The organism is Flavobacterium sp. (assembly GCF_043756175.1).
Lineage (GTDB): Bacteria > Bacteroidota > Bacteroidia > Flavobacteriales > Flavobacteriaceae > Flavobacterium.
In genome coordinates this window covers 1-17,460 of record NZ_JAYURN010000090.1, presented here as the reverse complement: position 1 = coordinate 17,460, position 17,460 = coordinate 1, and the positions used below count along the sequence as shown (strand labels likewise).

The following is a 17,460-nucleotide window of genomic DNA, read 5'->3' as shown; positions in this document are numbered from 1 at the left end:
AGTAATTATTTCATCTTTTGTCTTTTTACAACTGGTGACGTATCAGGTTTGTTTTGCAAGAAATAATTAGCCATTAGCTTTTCAATCAATTCATCTTTTGTTAGATGATGAAAAACGGTTTTTATTTTATCTTTCAAATCACTTGATAATTCATGATTTGGTTTGGTTTTGAAGATTTGTTTTGCCCACAAATACGCATTGTTTTCTTCGATACTTTCTGCATTGGGTTTTTGAAACTTTTTGAATTTAATTCCCAAAGCTTTTTCAAAATCTGCAATTTCAGCAATTTCTTCTTGTTGCAAAATAGTTAATGAAAATCCTTCGGCACCAGCTCTTGCTGTACGTCCGCTACGGTGTACATATGTTTCATGAACATCTGGCAAATGATAATTTACCACATACGAAATTTCTTTTACATCGATTCCACGAGCAGCTAAATCGGTAGCAACTAAAATGTTAATATGCCCTGCACGAAACTGATCCATAATTCTGTCACGGATTGGTTGTGTCAAACTTCCGTGAATAGCACCAGATGAAAAACGATTTATCGCTAAATTCTTTGCTAATTTGTTGACTGCAGCCTTAGTTTTACAGAAAATAATACCTCTTTGACCTTCTTTTGAAGTTAAAAAATGCATTAAAACCTCTAATTTTTCGATTGGATCTACTACAATATATTCGTGATTGATACTTGAATTCCCAACAATTTCCATACTAGCACTCACTTGTGTCACTTTTTTTGACATATAGTTTTGTACCAATTGCTTTACTGTTCCTGGCATAGTTGCCGAAAACAACCAAGTTTTTCTATTTTTAGGTAAATCGATAGCAATTTCGTCTAATCCTTCTTTAAGTGCAGTTGCCATTTCGTCGGCTTCATCAAGGATTAAATAGTTAATTTCTTTGATGTTTATAGCGCCTCTTTTGATTAAATCTATCAATCTTCCTGGAGTTGCAACTACGATATGCGTCGTTTGTTGCAAACGTTCTATTTGAGGTTTTATTGGGATTCCGCCACAAACAGAAGCTATAGAAACTTCCGGTAAATATTTAGCAAAACTTTCTAAATTAGTAAATATTTGGTTTCCCAATTCTCTGGTTGGAACTAATATTACAGCTTGTATTTTAGCATTATTTACGTCAACTAATTGCAATAAAGGCAATCCGAAAGCAGCTGTTTTACCTGTTCCTGTTTTAGCCAATCCGATAAAATCATCTTGACTGGAAAGTAAAACTGGAATCGATTTTTCTTGAATTTCTGTAGGAACAGCAATTTTAAGATCGATTAAGGCTTTTAAAATTGGTTCCGATATTCCTAAATTGGCAAATTGTTTTGACATGATAATGTTGTTTTTTAAAAATTAGTTCTTCCGAAGCAGAAACTCCTAGCCCAGATGGAAACGATATCCTTTAGTTTTTTTCTTTAAAAAACTAAAGATAAAGTGAACAGCTGGAAATAGCTCCTAATCTTCTTGCGCAAATAATTTTTCTCTGTATTTTTTTCCTACTAAAAGTAATAATTTTACCTTATAATCTTCAACCAACCATTCGCGGTAGTTTTTGCTACATTGGCTGAGACATTTGGTATATCGTTTCATACGACATTCTATATCGTCATGCAATTCTTTCGATAAATTCTTAGCATCTATAAGCTCTTCCGTGTTATCGACACACATTGCAGCGTGCTGATCAAGTGATTTTTCGAGTACTACTTTCGAACGAAGATTTAATGAAATAGCGAGTTTATGTTCGGCATCAATATCAAAAGTTACTGTTTCAGTTTTACTGAATTTTGCACGCAATTCTGGTGGCATTTGGTATTTGAAATACAACTCTATTTCGGCATCTTCACGCAAATTATCTAGATAATATTCGGGAGATTTAAAAATATGTTGCCAATCGACTGGTTCGCTCCACAGTCCGAAACGTGCAGCATTATTACCTAAATCGATAATTGTAAATTCGTTTTTTGTGGGTAATTTTCGAGAACCACGACCTATCATTTGGTAATATAAAGTGAGTGATTTTGTGGCACGATTTATAATAATAGTTTCGACAGTTGGCTCATCGAAACCTGTGGTAAGAATTCCTACTGAGGTTAAAATGGCATCTGGCGTGTGTTTGAACCAAGTTAAAATATCTTTTCTATCTTCGGCAGAAGTCGTGTTATCTAGGTGTTTTATAGGATAATTTGCTTCTTTGAATGTTTCATAAACATATAAAGAAGTGTTTATTCCGTTATTGAAAATTAAGGTTTTCTTTCCTTTAGATTTTTCTTCGTACGAATGCAATAATTTGTTTTGCATGTCGAGTTGTGAGTACAATTCGTCTGAAGATTTGATTGTATAATCTCCGTTTATTCCGACTTTTAAACTGGATAATCCTACGTCGTAACTGTAAGTATTGGCTTTTGCTAAAAATCCGTTTTCAATCAATTTATTTATAGGATCTCCCACGATAAGTTCCTTGTAGTTTTCATACATTGGTAACTTTACGTTAGAGCTTAATGGTGTTGCTGTAACACCTAAAATAAAGGCGTTTTTGAACGAACCTAAAAGCTTTCGAAACGAATTATAATGCGCTTCATCGATAATAACTAAACCAATATTGTCTATTAGAAGTTTTTCGTCGTTTAGTCTGTTTTTTAAAGTTTCAACCATCGCCACAAAGCACGAATACTCGTCTTGGTCTGGTAATTCTTTAATTTTAGAGTTGATAATCTTGTTTTTTACATCAAAACCTTTAAGCATTTTTGATGTTTGTTTACAAAGCTCGATTCTGTGAGTAAGAACGACTACTTTTTTGTCATAAAGTTCTAAATAACGACGAACAATTTCCGAAAAAATTACGGTCTTCCCTCCTCCTGTTGGCAGTTGATATAACAAATGGTAACTGTTACCCACATTGTTCATTTTGCTAAAAATAGCGTCAATGTCACGAGATTGATAATCGTATAATACTTTTTTCTCTTCTACTTCAAGTTCTAGGTCGTTGTATAGCATACTTTCGGGTCAATTTTTGCAAAAGTACACCATAAAAAGGGTTATTTGGTCATTTTAATCGAAAAATGAAAAATTAATATTCAAATCTTTCTACAATAGCATTAAATTCGTAATGATTGACCCAATTTTGAGCTAGTGTTTCATTTTTTATTGCCACTACTCTACTTTCAAAATCGTTTAAAATTCCTTTTTCAATTAAGAAACTAATCGCCTGATTGAAAGAGGTTAACATGCTTTTGTAAAATAATTCGGCTTTTATTTCTTTTTCTGATGATAGTGTTTGTGCGATTTCGATATTGTATAACATTAAATCGGCAATCATAAAAGAATCGACACCAAGCAAAATAAAATGTTTGATAAATTTTTGCGCTACAGAACGGCGCATTTTAGCTTTTTTTCCTCGAATGGGAAAATATTCGTTCGAAATTTTGAGTTTTGCATCCTTTGCTAAATTATTTTCATTGGGTTTGAATACAAAATCATAATAGGTTTTTACAGGAATAAACTTGTCATATAACTCGATTATTTGCTCTTGAAGTTGCTCCTTGTTTAGTTCCGAAAGGTATTTTTTTAAATCTCGTTTGCTCATTATTCGAATTTATAATACAAATGTAAATTACTTTGGGTTTGGATACTTAAATAATCGTTGATAATTCATAATTTTGCAATCAAATTAATTCATAAAACTTAAAATGCTTAAATTTTTCAAATATCTCGCTCTTACAGAAGGAATTTCTGCTTTGTTATTGTTCTTTTTTGCTATGCCAATGAAATATATTTTTGACAATCCAATTTATGTAAAACATATAGGAATGGTGCACGGAATTTTATTTACGGCATATATTATTATTGCAACGATATTAAAATTTAATCAAAACTGGAGTGTGAAAAAATACGCTGAAATTTGTTTGGCTTCAATTCCTCCTTTTGGCACATTTTATATCGAAAAAAAATACCTGAAAAATGCTTAAATTCACTGAGAAACTATTTGGTTGGTGTGATAAACTTTTAATAAAAATTGGTTTTAACGAAACAATCGCATCGTATTTAGGTTTAATTATCAATTTGATTATTCTTTTTGCAATTTCGTATGTAATTTATCTCATTTTTAGATTTATTTTAGTCACAATAATGGCAATTGTAGCTAAAAAAACGAAAACCAAGTTTGATGATTTATTAGTTTCAAATCAAACAGCAAAATATATTTCGCATCTTATTCCGCTAATTTATATTTATAAATCGGTTCCAATTATTTTAGAAAATTTTAATTCTTGGGAATCCGTTTTCGGAAAATTAGTCGGAATTTATATCATTTTATTGGTTTTATGGATCATTAGAACTGTTTTTAATGCACTTCGAGATCATCTAAAAACGATTCCTGCCTATAGCGACAAACCAATAGATAGTTATATTCAGGTTATTATGATTATCCTTTGGATGATTGGTTTTACCGCTATTTTATCTAAATTATTTGAAATAGAAATTAGAGATCTTCTAACTACTTTTGGAGCAATTTCGGCCATTATATTATTAATATTTAGAGATACTATTTTAGGTTTTGTAGCAAGTATTCAGGTTTCGGTAAACGATATGGTTCGTATTGGAGATTGGATTACGATGGACAAATTTGGTGCCGATGGTGATGTTATCGAAATAAATTTAGCTACTGTAAAAGTTCGAAATTTTGACAATACAACCACTACAATTCCTACTTATAGCTTAATTTCCGATAGTTTTAGAAACTGGCGTGGTATGCTAAATGCCGATGGAAGAAGGATAAAACGTCATATTCTGATAAAATCCAGTAGTATTCGTTTTATTAAAGAAGATGAGTTAGAAGATTTTAAACAAATACAACTGATAAAAACCTATATCGAAAAAAAACAAGCCGATATAAACAAATACAATTCACAATATAATGTTGACAAAACATTATCGGTAAATGGTAGAAATTTGACGAATTTTGGACTTTTTAGAAAATATTTAACCAATTATTTAGAAAATTACCCAAGTTTGAATAAAGATATGATATTGCTTTGCAGGCATTTACAACCAACGGCTCAAGGAATTCCGTTAGAAATTTATGCTTTTACGAGTGACAAACGTTTTGAAAATTACGAATATATCATGAGTGATATTTTCGATCATATTTTAGCTTCTGTTGTTTATTTTGATTTAGAAATTTTCGAAATGCCTTCGGGAAAGAATGGTTTTACGGATGCTTAGGTTTTTTTATGACAAATCTTGAAACGACATCTTGGATTTTTTTAGCGTTAGCAATTTCTTCTCAAAAAGCACCCATTGATTATAATGGGATTTCTCAAATTGCTGATGGAATAAATCATTCCGTTCCGACTCAAAAAGAGATGCAGAATTCATTATCTTGGCTGATAAATCAAAAGTTTATTTTAAAGGTTGACGAAAAATATTTGCTAACAGAAGCTGGAAATAAAATTTTTACAATAACTCAAAACGAATCCAAAACGCTTTTGAAGATTTGGAAAAACATTGAAGATATATTTAATGAATTAAAAATCATAGAATAATATCAATTTTCGAGCTATTAAACTATTTTATCCTATTTCTCACAAATTCTATTTCAGTTTTTCCATGTGCTTTTGGCTTGTCATTTTCGCCTGAACTTATTATTGTTATTGAATCTATTGTGATAATCGTTTCGCAAAAAAACTTGTATAAATTACCAAATTTTGGTACATTAGCAAAAAAAAATACTATCTAATCGCTCAATCATGGGAAAGAACACATCTATATCTTTAGGTAATCATTTCGAAACTTTTGTCGAAAAAAGTATTTCAAAAGGTCGTTTTCAAAATGCAAGTGAAGTTATTCGCGCCGGACTAAGAATGCTTGAAGAAGAAGAAGATAAAATACTTGCTTTAAGAAATGCGCTTCAAGAAGGTATTCAAAGCGGAATTGCTAAAGATTTTGATCCAAAGAAACATTTAGAAATGTTGCAAACAAGCAAAAGAAAGTAAATGGCTAAATACTATTTGACCAACAAGGCTGTCGAAGATTTAGCAGAAATTTGGTATTATACTTATGACGAATGGTCAGAAAAACAAGCCAACAAATATTACAAATTCTTATTGGAGTCGTGTCAGGAAATAGCGAATAATCCTAATTTTGGTAAACATTATGAAGAGGTACAAAAGGATTTATTAGGTTTTAGAAGCAATCATCATATTATTTTCTTCAGAATTATTTCACCAAAAGAAATTGAAATCATAAGAATACTTCATGAGAGAATGGATTTAAAATCAAAACTCTAAATCAAAACCTCAAATAACAGCATTTTACAATATTGCTGTGTATTAATAGCTATTTTATCCTATTCCTCACAAATTCTATTTCCGTTTTTCCGTGAGCTTTGGGTTTTCCATCATCACCTAAACTGACCATTGTTATCGAATCTATTGTGATAATCGTTTCTCTTGTCATGATGTTTCGAACTTCACATTTTAGTATTAATGACGAATTACCAAACTTAACAACATCTAACCCAATTTCGATTATATCACCTTGTTTGGCAGAACTAATAAAATTTATCTCCGACATGTGTTTAGTAACTACTCTCGGATTTTCTAATTGAACTATCGAATATAAAGCCGCTTCTTCATCTATCCAAGCTAATAGTTTTCCTCCAAAAAGAGAATGATTCGGGTTTAAATCTTCTGGTTTTACCCATTTTCTAGTATGAAATCTCATATTTTAAATATTTTTAAAGCTTTTTCTATAATATCTTGATGATCGAAGGCTAAATTAGGTAATTTATTTAAAGAAAACCAAGCCACTTCTTTAGCATCATCGGAAGCAATGGCAATGGTGTTTTCTGGAACTTCTCCAAAATAAGCGACAGAAACCATGTGTCCTCTAGGATCACGAAATGGCTTACCAAAAGCACCAAATTGTTGCAACGAATCAATTTTTATTTGTGTTTCTTCTTCTAATTCTCGTTTTGCTGCGACTTCTAAATCTTCATTTTCATCTACAAAACCACCAGGTAATGCCCAACAATTCTGAAATGGTTCATTTTTTCTTTTTATTAAAAGTAATTGATTATCAGTCGTTTTTTTGACAATAACAGCATCTACCGTGACAAATATTTTTGAAGTTCTCATAATTATCTTTTCAACACTAAATTACTAATAACTTTTAGATTTTAGCCACAAATAAGCATCGATAATTTCTTAATTTTAAAAGAAAAACAAATGGAAAATCGTGATACAACAATTTTTGATTTAAGAGGTGGCACTTTAGGAATCGTAACGCCACAATCATCGGAAGAAGAAGCTTTTCAGAACATTACTTTGCGACCTATTTTAAAATTGCAAAACGATTTACTTATTCGAGTGTTTATTAACTATGCTCAGAAGCAAAAGAGTGTTTTCTTCGCCTTATCGCCCGAAAAGAAACAAAGCTATATCGAAAATGTGATTCAAAAAGATATAAAATTTAGAAATTCGCTAAAAGGAATGGTTATCGGATTTTTTACGGTTCATGAATACCAAGATTATATAAAAAATTCATCAAACTTAAACAAAAGAATGATGAATTTATTAGTGGAAAGACTAAAAAGCCAGTTGCAATTATTGGAAGAATAGTCTTAAAAATTACTTGTTTCTCGATTCTAAAACATTAACCACGTCTTGTAATTTGAATCCTTTTGCCTGCAATAAAATGAGATAATGAAAAAGTAAATCGGCACTTTCGCTCACAAATAGAATGTCGTTGTTGTCTTTGGCTTCAATAACAACTTCTATTGCCTCCTCACCTACTTTTTGGGCAATTTTATTAATGCCTTTCTGAAACAAACTAGCAACATAACTAGTAGATGAATTAGCTGTTTCTTTTCTCTCTCTAATAGTTTCTTCAAGTTTTAATAAAAAACTAAAATTTTGATTTTTAGATTCTTGCCAGCAATTATATGAACCAGTATGACAAGTATTTCCTTCTGGGTTTACTTGAACTAAAAAAGTATCATTATCGCAATCTAGTTTAATAGTTACAAGGTTCAAAAAATCACCACTCTCTTCTCCTTTTGTCCATAATCTATTTTTTGAACGGCTAAAAAAAGTAACTTTTTTTGTTTCTACTGTTTTATTATAAGCTTCTTGGTTCATATAACCGAGCATTAAAACTGTTTTAGAATTACTGTCTTGAATAATGGCCGGAATTAATCCGTCTGCGTTTTTTTGAAAGTTTGGTTTCATATTATTTTGTTTACTATACCTGACAGGTTTTAAAAACCTGTCAGGTATATATGATTAAATTCTAATTTTTATATTATTTCTATTTAATTCCTTTTTTAGCTCTAAAATCCCAATTTCTTGAAAGTGAAAAACACTGGCAGCCAAAGCAGCATCGGCATTTCCTACAAGAAAAGCATCGGTAAAATGTTGTATTGTTCCTGCACCACCAGAAGCAATAATTGGAATATTTACAGTTTGTGATAATTTGGCTAAGGCTTCATTTGCAAAACCATTTTTAGTTCCGTCATGATCCATCGAGGTAAAAAGAATTTCTCCAGCACCACGAATTTCGACTTCTTTTGCCCAATCGAATAAATCTATTTCGGTAGCTACTTTTCCGCCTACGAGATGTACTTTCCAATTTCCGTTAATTTGCTTGGCATCGATAGCAACAACAATGCATTGGCTTCCAAAAGCCGAAGCCAAATCGTTGATTAATTGCGGATTTTTTACTGCCGATGAGTTAATAGAAACTTTATCGGCTCCATTTTTAAGCAATATTTTGACATCTTTTACAGACGAGATTCCACCGCCAACAGTAAACGGAATATTGATGGTTTCGCTTACTTTTCGAACCAAATCGACTAATGTTTTTCTGTCTTCTTCAGTGGCAGAAATGTCAAGGAAAACCAATTCGTCTGCTCCTTCCTCAGAGTATTTATTGGCTAATTCTACTGGATCTCCAGCATCTTTTAAATCTAGAAAATTGACACCTTTTACGGTTCTTCCATTTTTTATATCTAGACAAGGAATTATTCTTTTTGTTAGCATTTCTTATTTATTTAGAATAAAATTTTCCAATTGTTTTAATGTAATTCGGTTTTCGTAAATTGCTTTACCAATAATTGTTCCTTCGCAACCTAATTCGGCTAATTTTGGTAATTCATCAAAAGTGGAAATTCCTCCAGAAGCGATCAATTTAATTTCTTTAGTTTTCTGTAAAATTTTAGCATATAAATCGAAACTTGGACCTTCCAACATGCCGTCTTTACTAATATCAGTACAAATAACATACTTAATTCCTTGATTTTGATAGTTTTGAATAAACGGAATTAACTCCTCATTACTTTCTTCTAACCAACCTGAAATAGCCACTTTTTCGTTATTGGCATCGGCTCCTAAAATAATTTTATCCGCTCCGTATTTAATAATCCATTCGTTAAATACATCAGGATTTTTAATAGCAATACTGCCACCTGTTATTTGATTAGCACCAGATTCGAAAGCAATTCGCAAATCGTTATCTGATTTAAGTCCGCCACCAAAATCGATTTTCAGAACCGTTTGAGAAGCAATTTGTTCCAAAATTTTATAATTTATAATTTGGCTAGACTTAGCACCATCTAAATCGACCAAATGCAAGTATTGAATACCGTGTGCTTCAAATTCTTTGGCAACTTCTAATGGATTTTCGTTATAGATTATCTTCGTATTGTAATCGCCTTTGGAAAGTCGGACACATTTTCCGTCGATGATGTCTATGGCTGGAATTATTCTCATTTCTAGATTTTAGATATTAGATTTCTGATTTTAGATTTAAAAAATTAAATAGAATTTGTTCTCCAATTTTTCCGCTTTTTTCTGGGTGAAATTGTACTCCGTAGAAATTGTCTTTTTGTAATGCCGATGAATATTCCGTTTCATAATTTGTAAAAGCAATGGCTTCGGCACATTTTGGAGCATAAAAACTATGAACTAAATACATATATTCGTTTTCAGAAATTTCTTCAAACAAACTAGATTTCAAATTATAAATGGTATTCCAACCCATTTGCGGCACTTTTACTTTATTGGAAAATTTAATAATATCGATATCGAAAATTCCTAAACCTTTTGTATTTCCTTCTTCAGACGAGTTACACATGAGTTGCATGCCGAGGCAAATTCCTAAAACGGGTTGTTTCAGCTTTGGAATTATTTTGTCTATTCCGCTATCTCGGAGTTTTTGCATGGCAGAACTTGCTTCTCCAACTCCAGGAAAAATAACTTTATCTGCTGATTGAATTTCGTCAATATTATTTGACAAAATACCTTCGTAACCTAATCTTTGCAAGGCGAATTGAATGCTTTGAATGTTTCCTGCTCCGTAATTTATAATGACTATTTTCATGTTATAACATTCCTTTTGTACTCGGTAAAATCATTTTTTCTGAATCTCGTTTTACTGCTGCTTTTATCGCTTTTGCAAAAGCTTTAAAAATAGCTTCAATTTTATGGTGCTCATTAGTTCCTTCAGCCTTAATGTTTAGATTGGCTTTTGCTCCATCAGAGAAAGATTTAAAGAAATGAAAAAACATTTCGGTTGGCATTTGTCCAATCATTTCACGTTTGAATTCGGCTTCCCAAACCAACCAATTTCGTCCTCCAAAATCGATGGCTACTTGTGCCAAACAATCGTCCATGGGCAAACAAAATCCGTAGCGTTCTATTCCTAATTTATTTCCTAATGCTTGTGCGAAAACTTCTCCTAAAGCGATGGCTGTGTCTTCAATTGTGTGGTGTTCGTCAACTTGCAAATCACCTTTAACAGAAATCTCCAAATCCATTTGTCCGTGGCGAGCAATTTGATCTAACATGTGGTCGAAAAAAGCGATTCCAGTATCAATTTTACTTTTACCAGTTCCGTCAAGATTTAATAGAATACAAATATCGGTCTCATTGGTTTTTCTTACGATAGAAGCGGAACGATTTTCGAGTTTCAAGAACTCATAAATTTTTTGCCAATCGTTGGTTTCTAAAGCGATATATGGGTTTAACTCTTCTTTTTTTACCGATATTTCTCCTGTTCCCAAATTAGTATCATCATTGATAAAAATAGCTTTTGAACCAAGGTTTTTCCCTAATTCGACATCCGTTAATCGGTCTCCAATGACAAATGAATTTTGTAAATCATAATCATCAGAAAAATAATCGGTTAGCAAGCCCGTTTTTGGTTTTCTAGTATTGGCATTTTCTGAAGGAAATGTTTTATCGATATACACTTTATCAAAAATTACGCCTTCGTTTTCAAAGGTTTTCATAATGAAATTATGTACAGGCCAAAAAGTATCTTCAGGAAAAATAGCCGTTCCCAAACCATCTTGATTCGTAATCATAACCAATTCGTAATTTAATTCTTGAGCAATTTTACTCAAAAAAGGAATACATTTTGGATAAAAAATCATTTTATTGAAACCATCAATTTGTTCATCGATAGTTTCTTTAATTATTGTTCCGTCTCGGTCTATAAATAATACTTTCTTATTCATCATACTAATTTTAAAACAGTTATTAATTTTTCATTTTCTTCTTTGGTACCAATAGTAATTCTTAAACAATTTTCGCACAAAGCCTGATTGCTTCTATTTCTAATGACGATTCCTTTTTCGATTAGTTGATTGTATCTTTTGTTGGCATCATCTACTTTTATCAGAATAAAGTTAGCATCCGAAGGATATATTTTTTCTATATATGGTATTGAAACTAAAGATTCAACCATTTTTTTTCGCTCACTTATAATTTTTTTCACTTGAAAATCGAGTGTTGTTTGCTCTAATTTTTTTAAAGCCGCTTCTTGTGATAAATTATTGATATTATACGGTGGTTTTATCTTATTTAATATCGAAATTATTTCTGTAGAAGCATACAAAATTCCCACTCTTAAACCCGCCATTGCATATGCTTTAGAAAGTGTTTGCGTGATGACAAGGTTTGGATAATCGTTTATTTCTTGCAACCAACTTGCATTTTTAGAAAAATCGATATAGGCTTCGTCTATAACTACCAATCCGTTAAAGTTTTTCAACAATGATAAAACAGCTTGATCATCAAAAGAATTTCCTGTTGGATTATTGGGAGAACAAAGGAAAATAATTTTTGTGTTGGCATTTATATTTTTTACAATATCATCAATTTTAGGTTGAAAATCAGTAGACAATAAAACTTCTTTGTTTTCGATAGCATTAATATTGGCCAAAACACCATACATTCCGTACGTTGGCGGAAGCGTAATTACATTGTCGACATTAGGTTCACAAAATGCTCTGAATACTAAATCCAGTACTTCGTCACTCCCATTTCCTATCAAAATTTGATTTTCATTTATCTTATTTTGCTGTGATAAAAAACCTTTCAATTTCTTTTGTTGCGGATCTGGATATCGATTAATTCCATTAGAAAACGGATTTTCATTGGCATCAAGATAAACCATGTTATGAGTAAAATCTTTAAATTCATCTCGTGCAGAAGAATAAGATTGCATATTTTTTATATTTTCCCTAACGAGATTATTGATATTGAAATTATTCATTTTCTATTGCTTTTAATCGTAATGAAACGGCATTTTTATGCGCTTGTAAACCTTCAGCTTCCGCCATGATTTCTATAGCAGAGCCAATGTTTTGAATACCTTTTTTAGATATTTTTTGAAAAGTCATCGATTTCAGAAAACTATCTAAGCTGACACCTGAATAATTTTTTGCATAACCGTTTGTTGGTAAAGTATGATTCGTTCCAGAAGCATAATCTCCGGCACTTTCGGGTGTATAATTTCCTATAAAAATAGAACCTGCATTTTGAATATTATCGATATAAAAATGGTCTCTTTTAGTACAAATTATAAAATGCTCTGGTGCATAGTCATTAATTAAATCTAAAGCAATTTCATCATTTTCAACGTAAATTAGTTTAGAATTTTCGATAGCTTTTTGTGCGATATTTTTTCTTGGTAAAACTTCCAATTGCTTGTTGATTTCAATTTCGACAGCTTCTATCAATTCTTTTGAAGTCGAGACTAGAATCACTTGGCTATCTGTTCCGTGTTCTGCTTGACTTAATAAATCGGAAGCTACAAAACTTGGAATCGCAGTATCATCTGCAACAATAAGTAATTCGCTTGGACCAGCAGGCATATCGATAGCAATTCCAAATCGTGTAGCAAATTGTTTTGCAACTGTTACAAACTGGTTTCCAGGTCCAAATATCTTATATACTTTTGGAATAGTTTGTGTACCAAAAGTCATTCCTGCTATGGCCTGAATTCCTCCTACTTTTAGAATTTTTGTTACACCACACAAATTGGCAGCGTATAAAATAGCAGGATTTATTTTACCTGATTTATCTGGAGGTGAACACAAAATAATTTCTTTGCAACCCGCAATTTGAGCAGGAATTGCTAACATTAAAACGGTTGAAAACAAAGGTGCAGTTCCGCCAGGAATATATAATCCCACTTTCTGAATTGGACGCTTTTCCTGCCAACAATTTATACCTTCGGTCGTTTCGACTTCTATTTTTGAAGTTTTTTGAGCCGTGTGAAATTTTTCAATATTCGACTTAGCTAAAGCAATGGCTTGTTTCAATTCTGTTGAAACTAAATTGATTGCTTCAATAATTTCTTCATTAGAAACTTCTATATTTTCTAAAACGATTCCATCAAATAAAGAAGTATATTTTGTTACTGCAATATCCCCTTTTTGTTGTACTTCTTTGAAAATTCCTTTTACAGTTTCTTCTATTTCATTGAAAGATTGTGTTGGTCTTTTTAGAATTTCTGACCAAATTTCTGGTTTTGGATTGTATATTTTATTCATTCTATTGCAATTTAAATAACCATTTTTTCAATTGGACAAACAAGAATACCTTCGGCGCCAGCGGCTTTCAATTTATCGATTACTTCCCAAAATTGATCTTCGTCGATGACAGATTGTACACTACACCAACCTACTTCACTTAATGGCACCACTGTTGGGCTTTTTAGAACAGGTAAAATCTCTGTTATAGCCTGTATTTTTTCGTTTGGTACGTTCATCAAGATATACTTTGCTTTTCTAGCTCTAAGTACCGATTGAATTCTGAATCTTAATTTGTCTAATATTTCTTGTTTTTCAAGGGTAATTAGTGGTGAAACAGCGAGAACAGCTTCACTTTTCATGATGACAGCAACTTCTTTCAAATTATTTTTAAAAAGAGTACTTCCGCTAGAAACAATATCAACAATTGCATCTGCGAGACCAATGTTTGGAGCAATTTCGACTGAACCCGATATTTCGTGTAAATCGACTTTTATATAGTTATTTTTAAAATAATTTAAAGTTGTATTGGGATAAGAAGTTGCAATTCGCATCTTTTTTAAATCATCTAATGACTTGAAATTAAAAGATTTAGGAACTGCTACAGAAACTCGGCATTTTGAAAATCCTAATTTTTCGGCAATTTTGATATTTCCTCCTTTTTCGACTAAAATATTATCCCCAACAATAGCAATATCTACAACACCATCTATTAAATATTGAGGAATATCTGAGTTTCGTAGAAATAATACCTCTAGCGGAAAATTGGAGGCAGATGCTTTAAGTTGGTCGTTTCCATTGTCGATTGAAATGCCACAATCTTTTAAGATTTTTAAGCTATCCTCGTTGAGGCGACCTGATTTTTGAATTGCAATTTTTAAAGTACTCATTTTTTTTGTTTTGATTAAATATTAAGAATGAGTACAGTTTGGAGTAAATAAAAAACCCGTTTGATGTACTCAAACGGGTTTTAGAATATAGTGATTTACACGCATACCATTAACACTTCGCCTGAGAGCAAATATGAAAATGATGATGATGTAATTGATTTAGAAACATTTTTGTTTTTTTAATACTTTGCAAATATATGCTTAAATAAAAATAGAAAACAAATTATTTTTTATAAATTTTAATAATTTATGATTTGTTTAATCTTTATTATCTCCTTCAGTTTCAGTATTTATTGAAGTTTGTGTTGCATTTTCTCTAATTTCAGTATGACGTATTTCGCCTCCAGATGTTCCTACCGATTTAGATAGTATTACCGCAACAACAGAAATAGTTATTACTAAATAGGCAACCAAAAGTGATTTAGAGTGTCTTTTGTAATTGGCATATAATCCTAAGATAGATGTCAATCCTAGTAGGTAAAATATTTTCATGAAACTTTCAGCCAGTTCTTCGTGTTCATGAATTAAGTCATCTGAAATTCCTAGATTTTCTACAATATCTTCTGCTTTTTCTCCAGTAAACATAGACACTTTGCCCATTATCATACAAAAAACAAAAATAATGTATGCTGTATTTATAAGCAATGGATTCTTTTTTATAATTCCAAAAAGCAAAATTCCAATTCCAAAGAATAATCCGATTATTGGAAAATGGTTTACTAACAGATGTAAATGTGCGTCGTTCATATTTTTTTATTTAAATATAGAAAAAAATCACAACATTCCGTTGTATTTTCTAACAAACCATTCTGTAGCAAGCGTAATTGCTAAAAGAATAAGCAACCAAATTGAATCTATTAAAGGAGATTTTTTAACTATTTCTTTCTGAACAGCTGGAAAACTTTCTTTTTTAAGTAATTCGGTAATTAATTTATCTACTTGAGTTGGGTAAAATATTTTCCCGTTTGTATTTATTGCCAATTGAGATAAACGGGAAACATCAGGATTAACAAACTGTTTTTCAATTTCGAAATCTAAAACTTCAAAATTACTTGAATACGAGGCTTTCGAGTTATTTTCTTTGACAGTAAAACTATAATTTCCTGCATCTAAATCTTCTAGATTTACTTTATATTCTCCATTTCCTTTTAAGAAATCATATATTTTAGTAACGTTTGTCTTCTTGTTTTTTAATTGAATGGTAAGTTGTGCATTTTCTTCAAATTCATAATTTTTATTAAAATATTGAGCAGAAATCTCGATATTTTCTCCAGAATTATAAAAACTTTCGTGATTTACAATCAGTGATTTTTTTGAAGCATTAGAAGCTAAAAACTGAATGATTTTATCCATAAAAACATCAAAATGTTCGAAAGATTTAGTCTTTACATGACTTTCTACACGCCATTTCCATATATTTTCTCCGAAAAGATAGGCATTTCGTTTTATTCCATTTTCAGCGAAAGTAAGTAATGGATTTTCAGTTTTAATATTTCTAATTTGCGATTGCAATAAAGTATTTACATTTCCTTTAATATCTATATTTCCAAACGAATTTTCTAAAGGTGGAAACTGTTCAAAACCAATATTATCTATTGCAAACGAATTAAATTGAGGATTAAATTCAGCTGTAAAATCTTCTTTCTGTCCAGACATTCTAAACTCCAATTGGTTTTGATATTGATTCAAAATTGCATAATCTGTACTTAAACCTGTAATCACAAAAGAGTTTAATTGTAGACTTTTATTTTGTTCTAAAACAGATTTAAATTCTGCATTAGGCTGATACAAAATTAAAATAGTATAATCTTGTAATGATTTAATTTGTTGTGGTTTAAGAAATGTTACTTTACGTTGCACATTAGACTCTATAGCTCTTTTTACAGCACCTAAATCAGGATGATTTATTGATGAAATTAGAGCAATTTCCGATCGTTGATCTATTACTTCAACAGCAAAATTGGTAACATTATTGTATTTGTTTTTCTCTGCTTCAGAAGTAGAAATAATAGCTTTATAAGTATGAACTCCTACTCTATCAGCGTTTAATAAAACTGAAATTTCTTGCGATTTTTTATTAGCAGAAAACGAAACAGTTTGTTTGTGAATGGTATTATTTTCTTGCTGAATACTAAAAGTGGTATTTATTGCTTTGTTTCCGTTGTATTGGAGAAAAACTTCAACAGGATATTTATTTTTCAAGAATGCATATTTATTTACATTCAACTGATTAATTTTTAAATCTAAAAAACTTGTTGTATCTCCTAAAATCAACGGATAAATCTGATTATTCTGCGGAAATGAATATACATAATCGCTACCAATAGTTTGATTTCCGTCTGATAGTAATACAATAGGAAAATTTTGATTGCGATATAATTCCTTCAAATTTTGAGCAACTTTATGAATATTAGATTGTTTTCCTTTAAAATCTAATGCTTTTCCTGAATAAAAATCATCATCAAAACTAAACAACTGAACATCATATTTGTCTTTCAATTGACTATTTTCGGATAATTTTTGAGAGATTTCTTTAGATACATTCTCTTGTTTTAATTCTGAAATTGATTGAGAATTATCTACAACTATTGGCAAAGGTGTTTTACTAGTTTCGTAAGTTTTTCTTGATATGATTGGATTAATCAATAATAAAAGAATCGAAAAAATAGTTATAAAACGCAACAAAGCCAATAAAATATTGACTTTGTTGTAGTTTTTATTTTTATAAAAATATTGATAAAACGACAAT

At 31.0% G+C, this 17,460-nt stretch carries 21 protein-coding genes; 6 read left to right on the top strand and 15 right to left on the bottom strand.

What is annotated here, in order from left to right; genetic code table 11:
• Positions 1-5 precede the first annotated feature (5 nt).
• The 3 genes from ACH2BP_RS06875 to ACH2BP_RS06865 all read right to left on the bottom strand — a co-directional run bounded on the left by ACH2BP_RS06875 (position 6) and on the right by ACH2BP_RS06865 (position 3,591).
• Positions 6-1,340 carry a DEAD/DEAH box helicase gene (locus ACH2BP_RS06875; RefSeq protein ID WP_395058288.1) on the bottom strand — a complete coding sequence of 445 codons (1,335 nt, stop codon included), beginning with the start codon at positions 1,338-1,340 and terminating at the stop codon, positions 6-8.
• A gap of 123 nt (positions 1,341-1,463) precedes the next feature.
• Positions 1,464-3,002 carry a DEAD/DEAH box helicase gene (locus ACH2BP_RS06870; protein ID WP_395058286.1) on the bottom strand — a complete coding sequence of 513 codons (1,539 nt, stop codon included), beginning with the start codon at positions 3,000-3,002 and terminating at the stop codon, positions 1,464-1,466.
• Positions 3,003-3,075: 73 nt separating this feature from the next.
• Entirely contained in the window at positions 3,076-3,591 is a 516-nt protein-coding gene (locus ACH2BP_RS06865) for a DUF6155 family protein (RefSeq protein ID WP_395058284.1), read from the bottom strand.
• Between the two features lie 103 nt (positions 3,592-3,694).
• Between ACH2BP_RS06865 and ACH2BP_RS06860 the strand changes: the two genes are divergently transcribed.
• The 5 genes from ACH2BP_RS06860 (at position 3,695) to ACH2BP_RS06840 (ending at position 6,292) form a co-directional block, all read left to right on the top strand.
• On the top strand, positions 3,695-3,973 hold the full coding sequence (locus ACH2BP_RS06860; protein ID WP_395058282.1) for a DUF3817 domain-containing protein: 279 nt from the start codon (positions 3,695-3,697) through the stop codon (positions 3,971-3,973).
• Positions 3,966-5,228, top strand: coding sequence for a mechanosensitive ion channel family protein (locus ACH2BP_RS06855; RefSeq protein WP_395058280.1), 1,263 nt, complete (start codon positions 3,966-3,968; stop codon positions 5,226-5,228). The genes ACH2BP_RS06860 and ACH2BP_RS06855 overlap by 8 nt, the downstream gene beginning before the upstream one ends.
• Before the next feature lie 8 nt (positions 5,229-5,236).
• Positions 5,237-5,548, top strand: a complete 312-nt coding sequence (locus ACH2BP_RS06850) for a hypothetical protein (protein ID WP_395058278.1) — start codon at positions 5,237-5,239, stop codon at positions 5,546-5,548.
• Positions 5,549-5,752: 204 nt separating this feature from the next.
• Entirely contained in the window at positions 5,753-5,998 is a 246-nt protein-coding gene (locus ACH2BP_RS06845) for a type II toxin-antitoxin system ParD family antitoxin (protein ID WP_394759155.1), read from the top strand.
• The gene (locus ACH2BP_RS06840) at positions 5,999-6,292 is read left to right on the top strand and encodes a type II toxin-antitoxin system RelE/ParE family toxin (protein ID WP_394759156.1); all 294 of its coding nucleotides are present in this window, start codon (positions 5,999-6,001) and stop codon (positions 6,290-6,292) included. It abuts the gene before it with no gap.
• Between the two features lie 49 nt (positions 6,293-6,341).
• On the opposite strand, the gene ACH2BP_RS06835 is transcribed toward ACH2BP_RS06840, so the two are convergent.
• Complete coding sequence (locus tag ACH2BP_RS06835) at positions 6,342-6,728, bottom strand: acyl-CoA thioesterase (protein ID WP_394759157.1); 387 nt, start codon at positions 6,726-6,728, stop codon at positions 6,342-6,344.
• A complete protein-coding gene (locus ACH2BP_RS06830; RefSeq protein WP_394759158.1) occupies positions 6,725-7,141 on the bottom strand; it encodes an NUDIX domain-containing protein in 417 nt (138 codons plus the stop codon). Before ACH2BP_RS06830 ends, ACH2BP_RS06835 begins: the two co-directional genes overlap by 4 nt.
• A gap of 90 nt (positions 7,142-7,231) precedes the next feature.
• On the opposite strand from ACH2BP_RS06830, the gene ACH2BP_RS06825 reads away from it, so the two are divergent.
• Positions 7,232-7,624, top strand: a complete 393-nt coding sequence (locus tag ACH2BP_RS06825; protein ID WP_394759159.1) for a glyoxalase — start codon at positions 7,232-7,234, stop codon at positions 7,622-7,624.
• A gap of 9 nt (positions 7,625-7,633) precedes the next feature.
• On the opposite strand, the gene hisIE is transcribed toward ACH2BP_RS06825, so the two are convergent.
• The 10 genes from hisIE to ACH2BP_RS06775 form a co-directional block, all read right to left on the bottom strand.
• A complete protein-coding gene (gene hisIE / locus ACH2BP_RS06820; RefSeq protein WP_394759160.1) occupies positions 7,634-8,233 on the bottom strand; it encodes a bifunctional phosphoribosyl-AMP cyclohydrolase/phosphoribosyl-ATP diphosphatase HisIE in 600 nt (199 codons plus the stop codon).
• Between the two features lie 54 nt (positions 8,234-8,287).
• Positions 8,288-9,043 carry an imidazole glycerol phosphate synthase subunit HisF gene (gene hisF / locus ACH2BP_RS06815; protein ID WP_394759161.1) on the bottom strand — a complete coding sequence of 252 codons (756 nt, stop codon included), beginning with the start codon at positions 9,041-9,043 and terminating at the stop codon, positions 8,288-8,290.
• Between the two features lie 3 nt (positions 9,044-9,046).
• Positions 9,047-9,772, bottom strand: a complete 726-nt coding sequence (gene hisA, locus ACH2BP_RS06810) for a 1-(5-phosphoribosyl)-5-[(5-phosphoribosylamino)methylideneamino]imidazole-4-carboxamide isomerase (RefSeq protein WP_394759162.1) — start codon at positions 9,770-9,772, stop codon at positions 9,047-9,049.
• Between the two features lie 16 nt (positions 9,773-9,788).
• On the bottom strand, positions 9,789-10,382 hold the full coding sequence (gene hisH, locus ACH2BP_RS06805) for an imidazole glycerol phosphate synthase subunit HisH (RefSeq protein ID WP_394759163.1): 594 nt from the start codon (positions 10,380-10,382) through the stop codon (positions 9,789-9,791).
• Between the two features lies 1 nt (position 10,383).
• A complete protein-coding gene (gene hisB / locus ACH2BP_RS06800; protein WP_394759164.1) occupies positions 10,384-11,520 on the bottom strand; it encodes a bifunctional histidinol-phosphatase/imidazoleglycerol-phosphate dehydratase HisB in 1,137 nt (378 codons plus the stop codon).
• Positions 11,520-12,560, bottom strand: a complete 1,041-nt coding sequence (gene hisC, locus ACH2BP_RS06795; RefSeq protein ID WP_395058276.1) for a histidinol-phosphate transaminase — start codon at positions 12,558-12,560, stop codon at positions 11,520-11,522. Before hisC ends, hisB begins: the two co-directional genes overlap by 1 nt.
• The gene (hisD, locus tag ACH2BP_RS06790; protein ID WP_395058274.1) at positions 12,553-13,842 is read right to left on the bottom strand and encodes a histidinol dehydrogenase; all 1,290 of its coding nucleotides are present in this window, start codon (positions 13,840-13,842) and stop codon (positions 12,553-12,555) included. Before hisD ends, hisC begins: the two co-directional genes overlap by 8 nt.
• A gap of 11 nt (positions 13,843-13,853) precedes the next feature.
• Positions 13,854-14,711, bottom strand: coding sequence for an ATP phosphoribosyltransferase (hisG, locus tag ACH2BP_RS06785; protein ID WP_395058272.1), 858 nt, complete (start codon positions 14,709-14,711; stop codon positions 13,854-13,856).
• 258 nt (positions 14,712-14,969) lie between these two features.
• Positions 14,970-15,458: a hypothetical protein gene (locus ACH2BP_RS06780; RefSeq protein ID WP_395058270.1), complete on the bottom strand. Its 489-nt coding sequence runs from the start codon at positions 15,456-15,458 to the stop codon at positions 14,970-14,972.
• Between the two features lie 27 nt (positions 15,459-15,485).
• Positions 15,486-17,459, bottom strand: a complete 1,974-nt coding sequence (locus tag ACH2BP_RS06775) for a hypothetical protein (protein WP_395058268.1) — start codon at positions 17,457-17,459, stop codon at positions 15,486-15,488.
• Position 17,460: the final 1 nt, after the last annotated feature.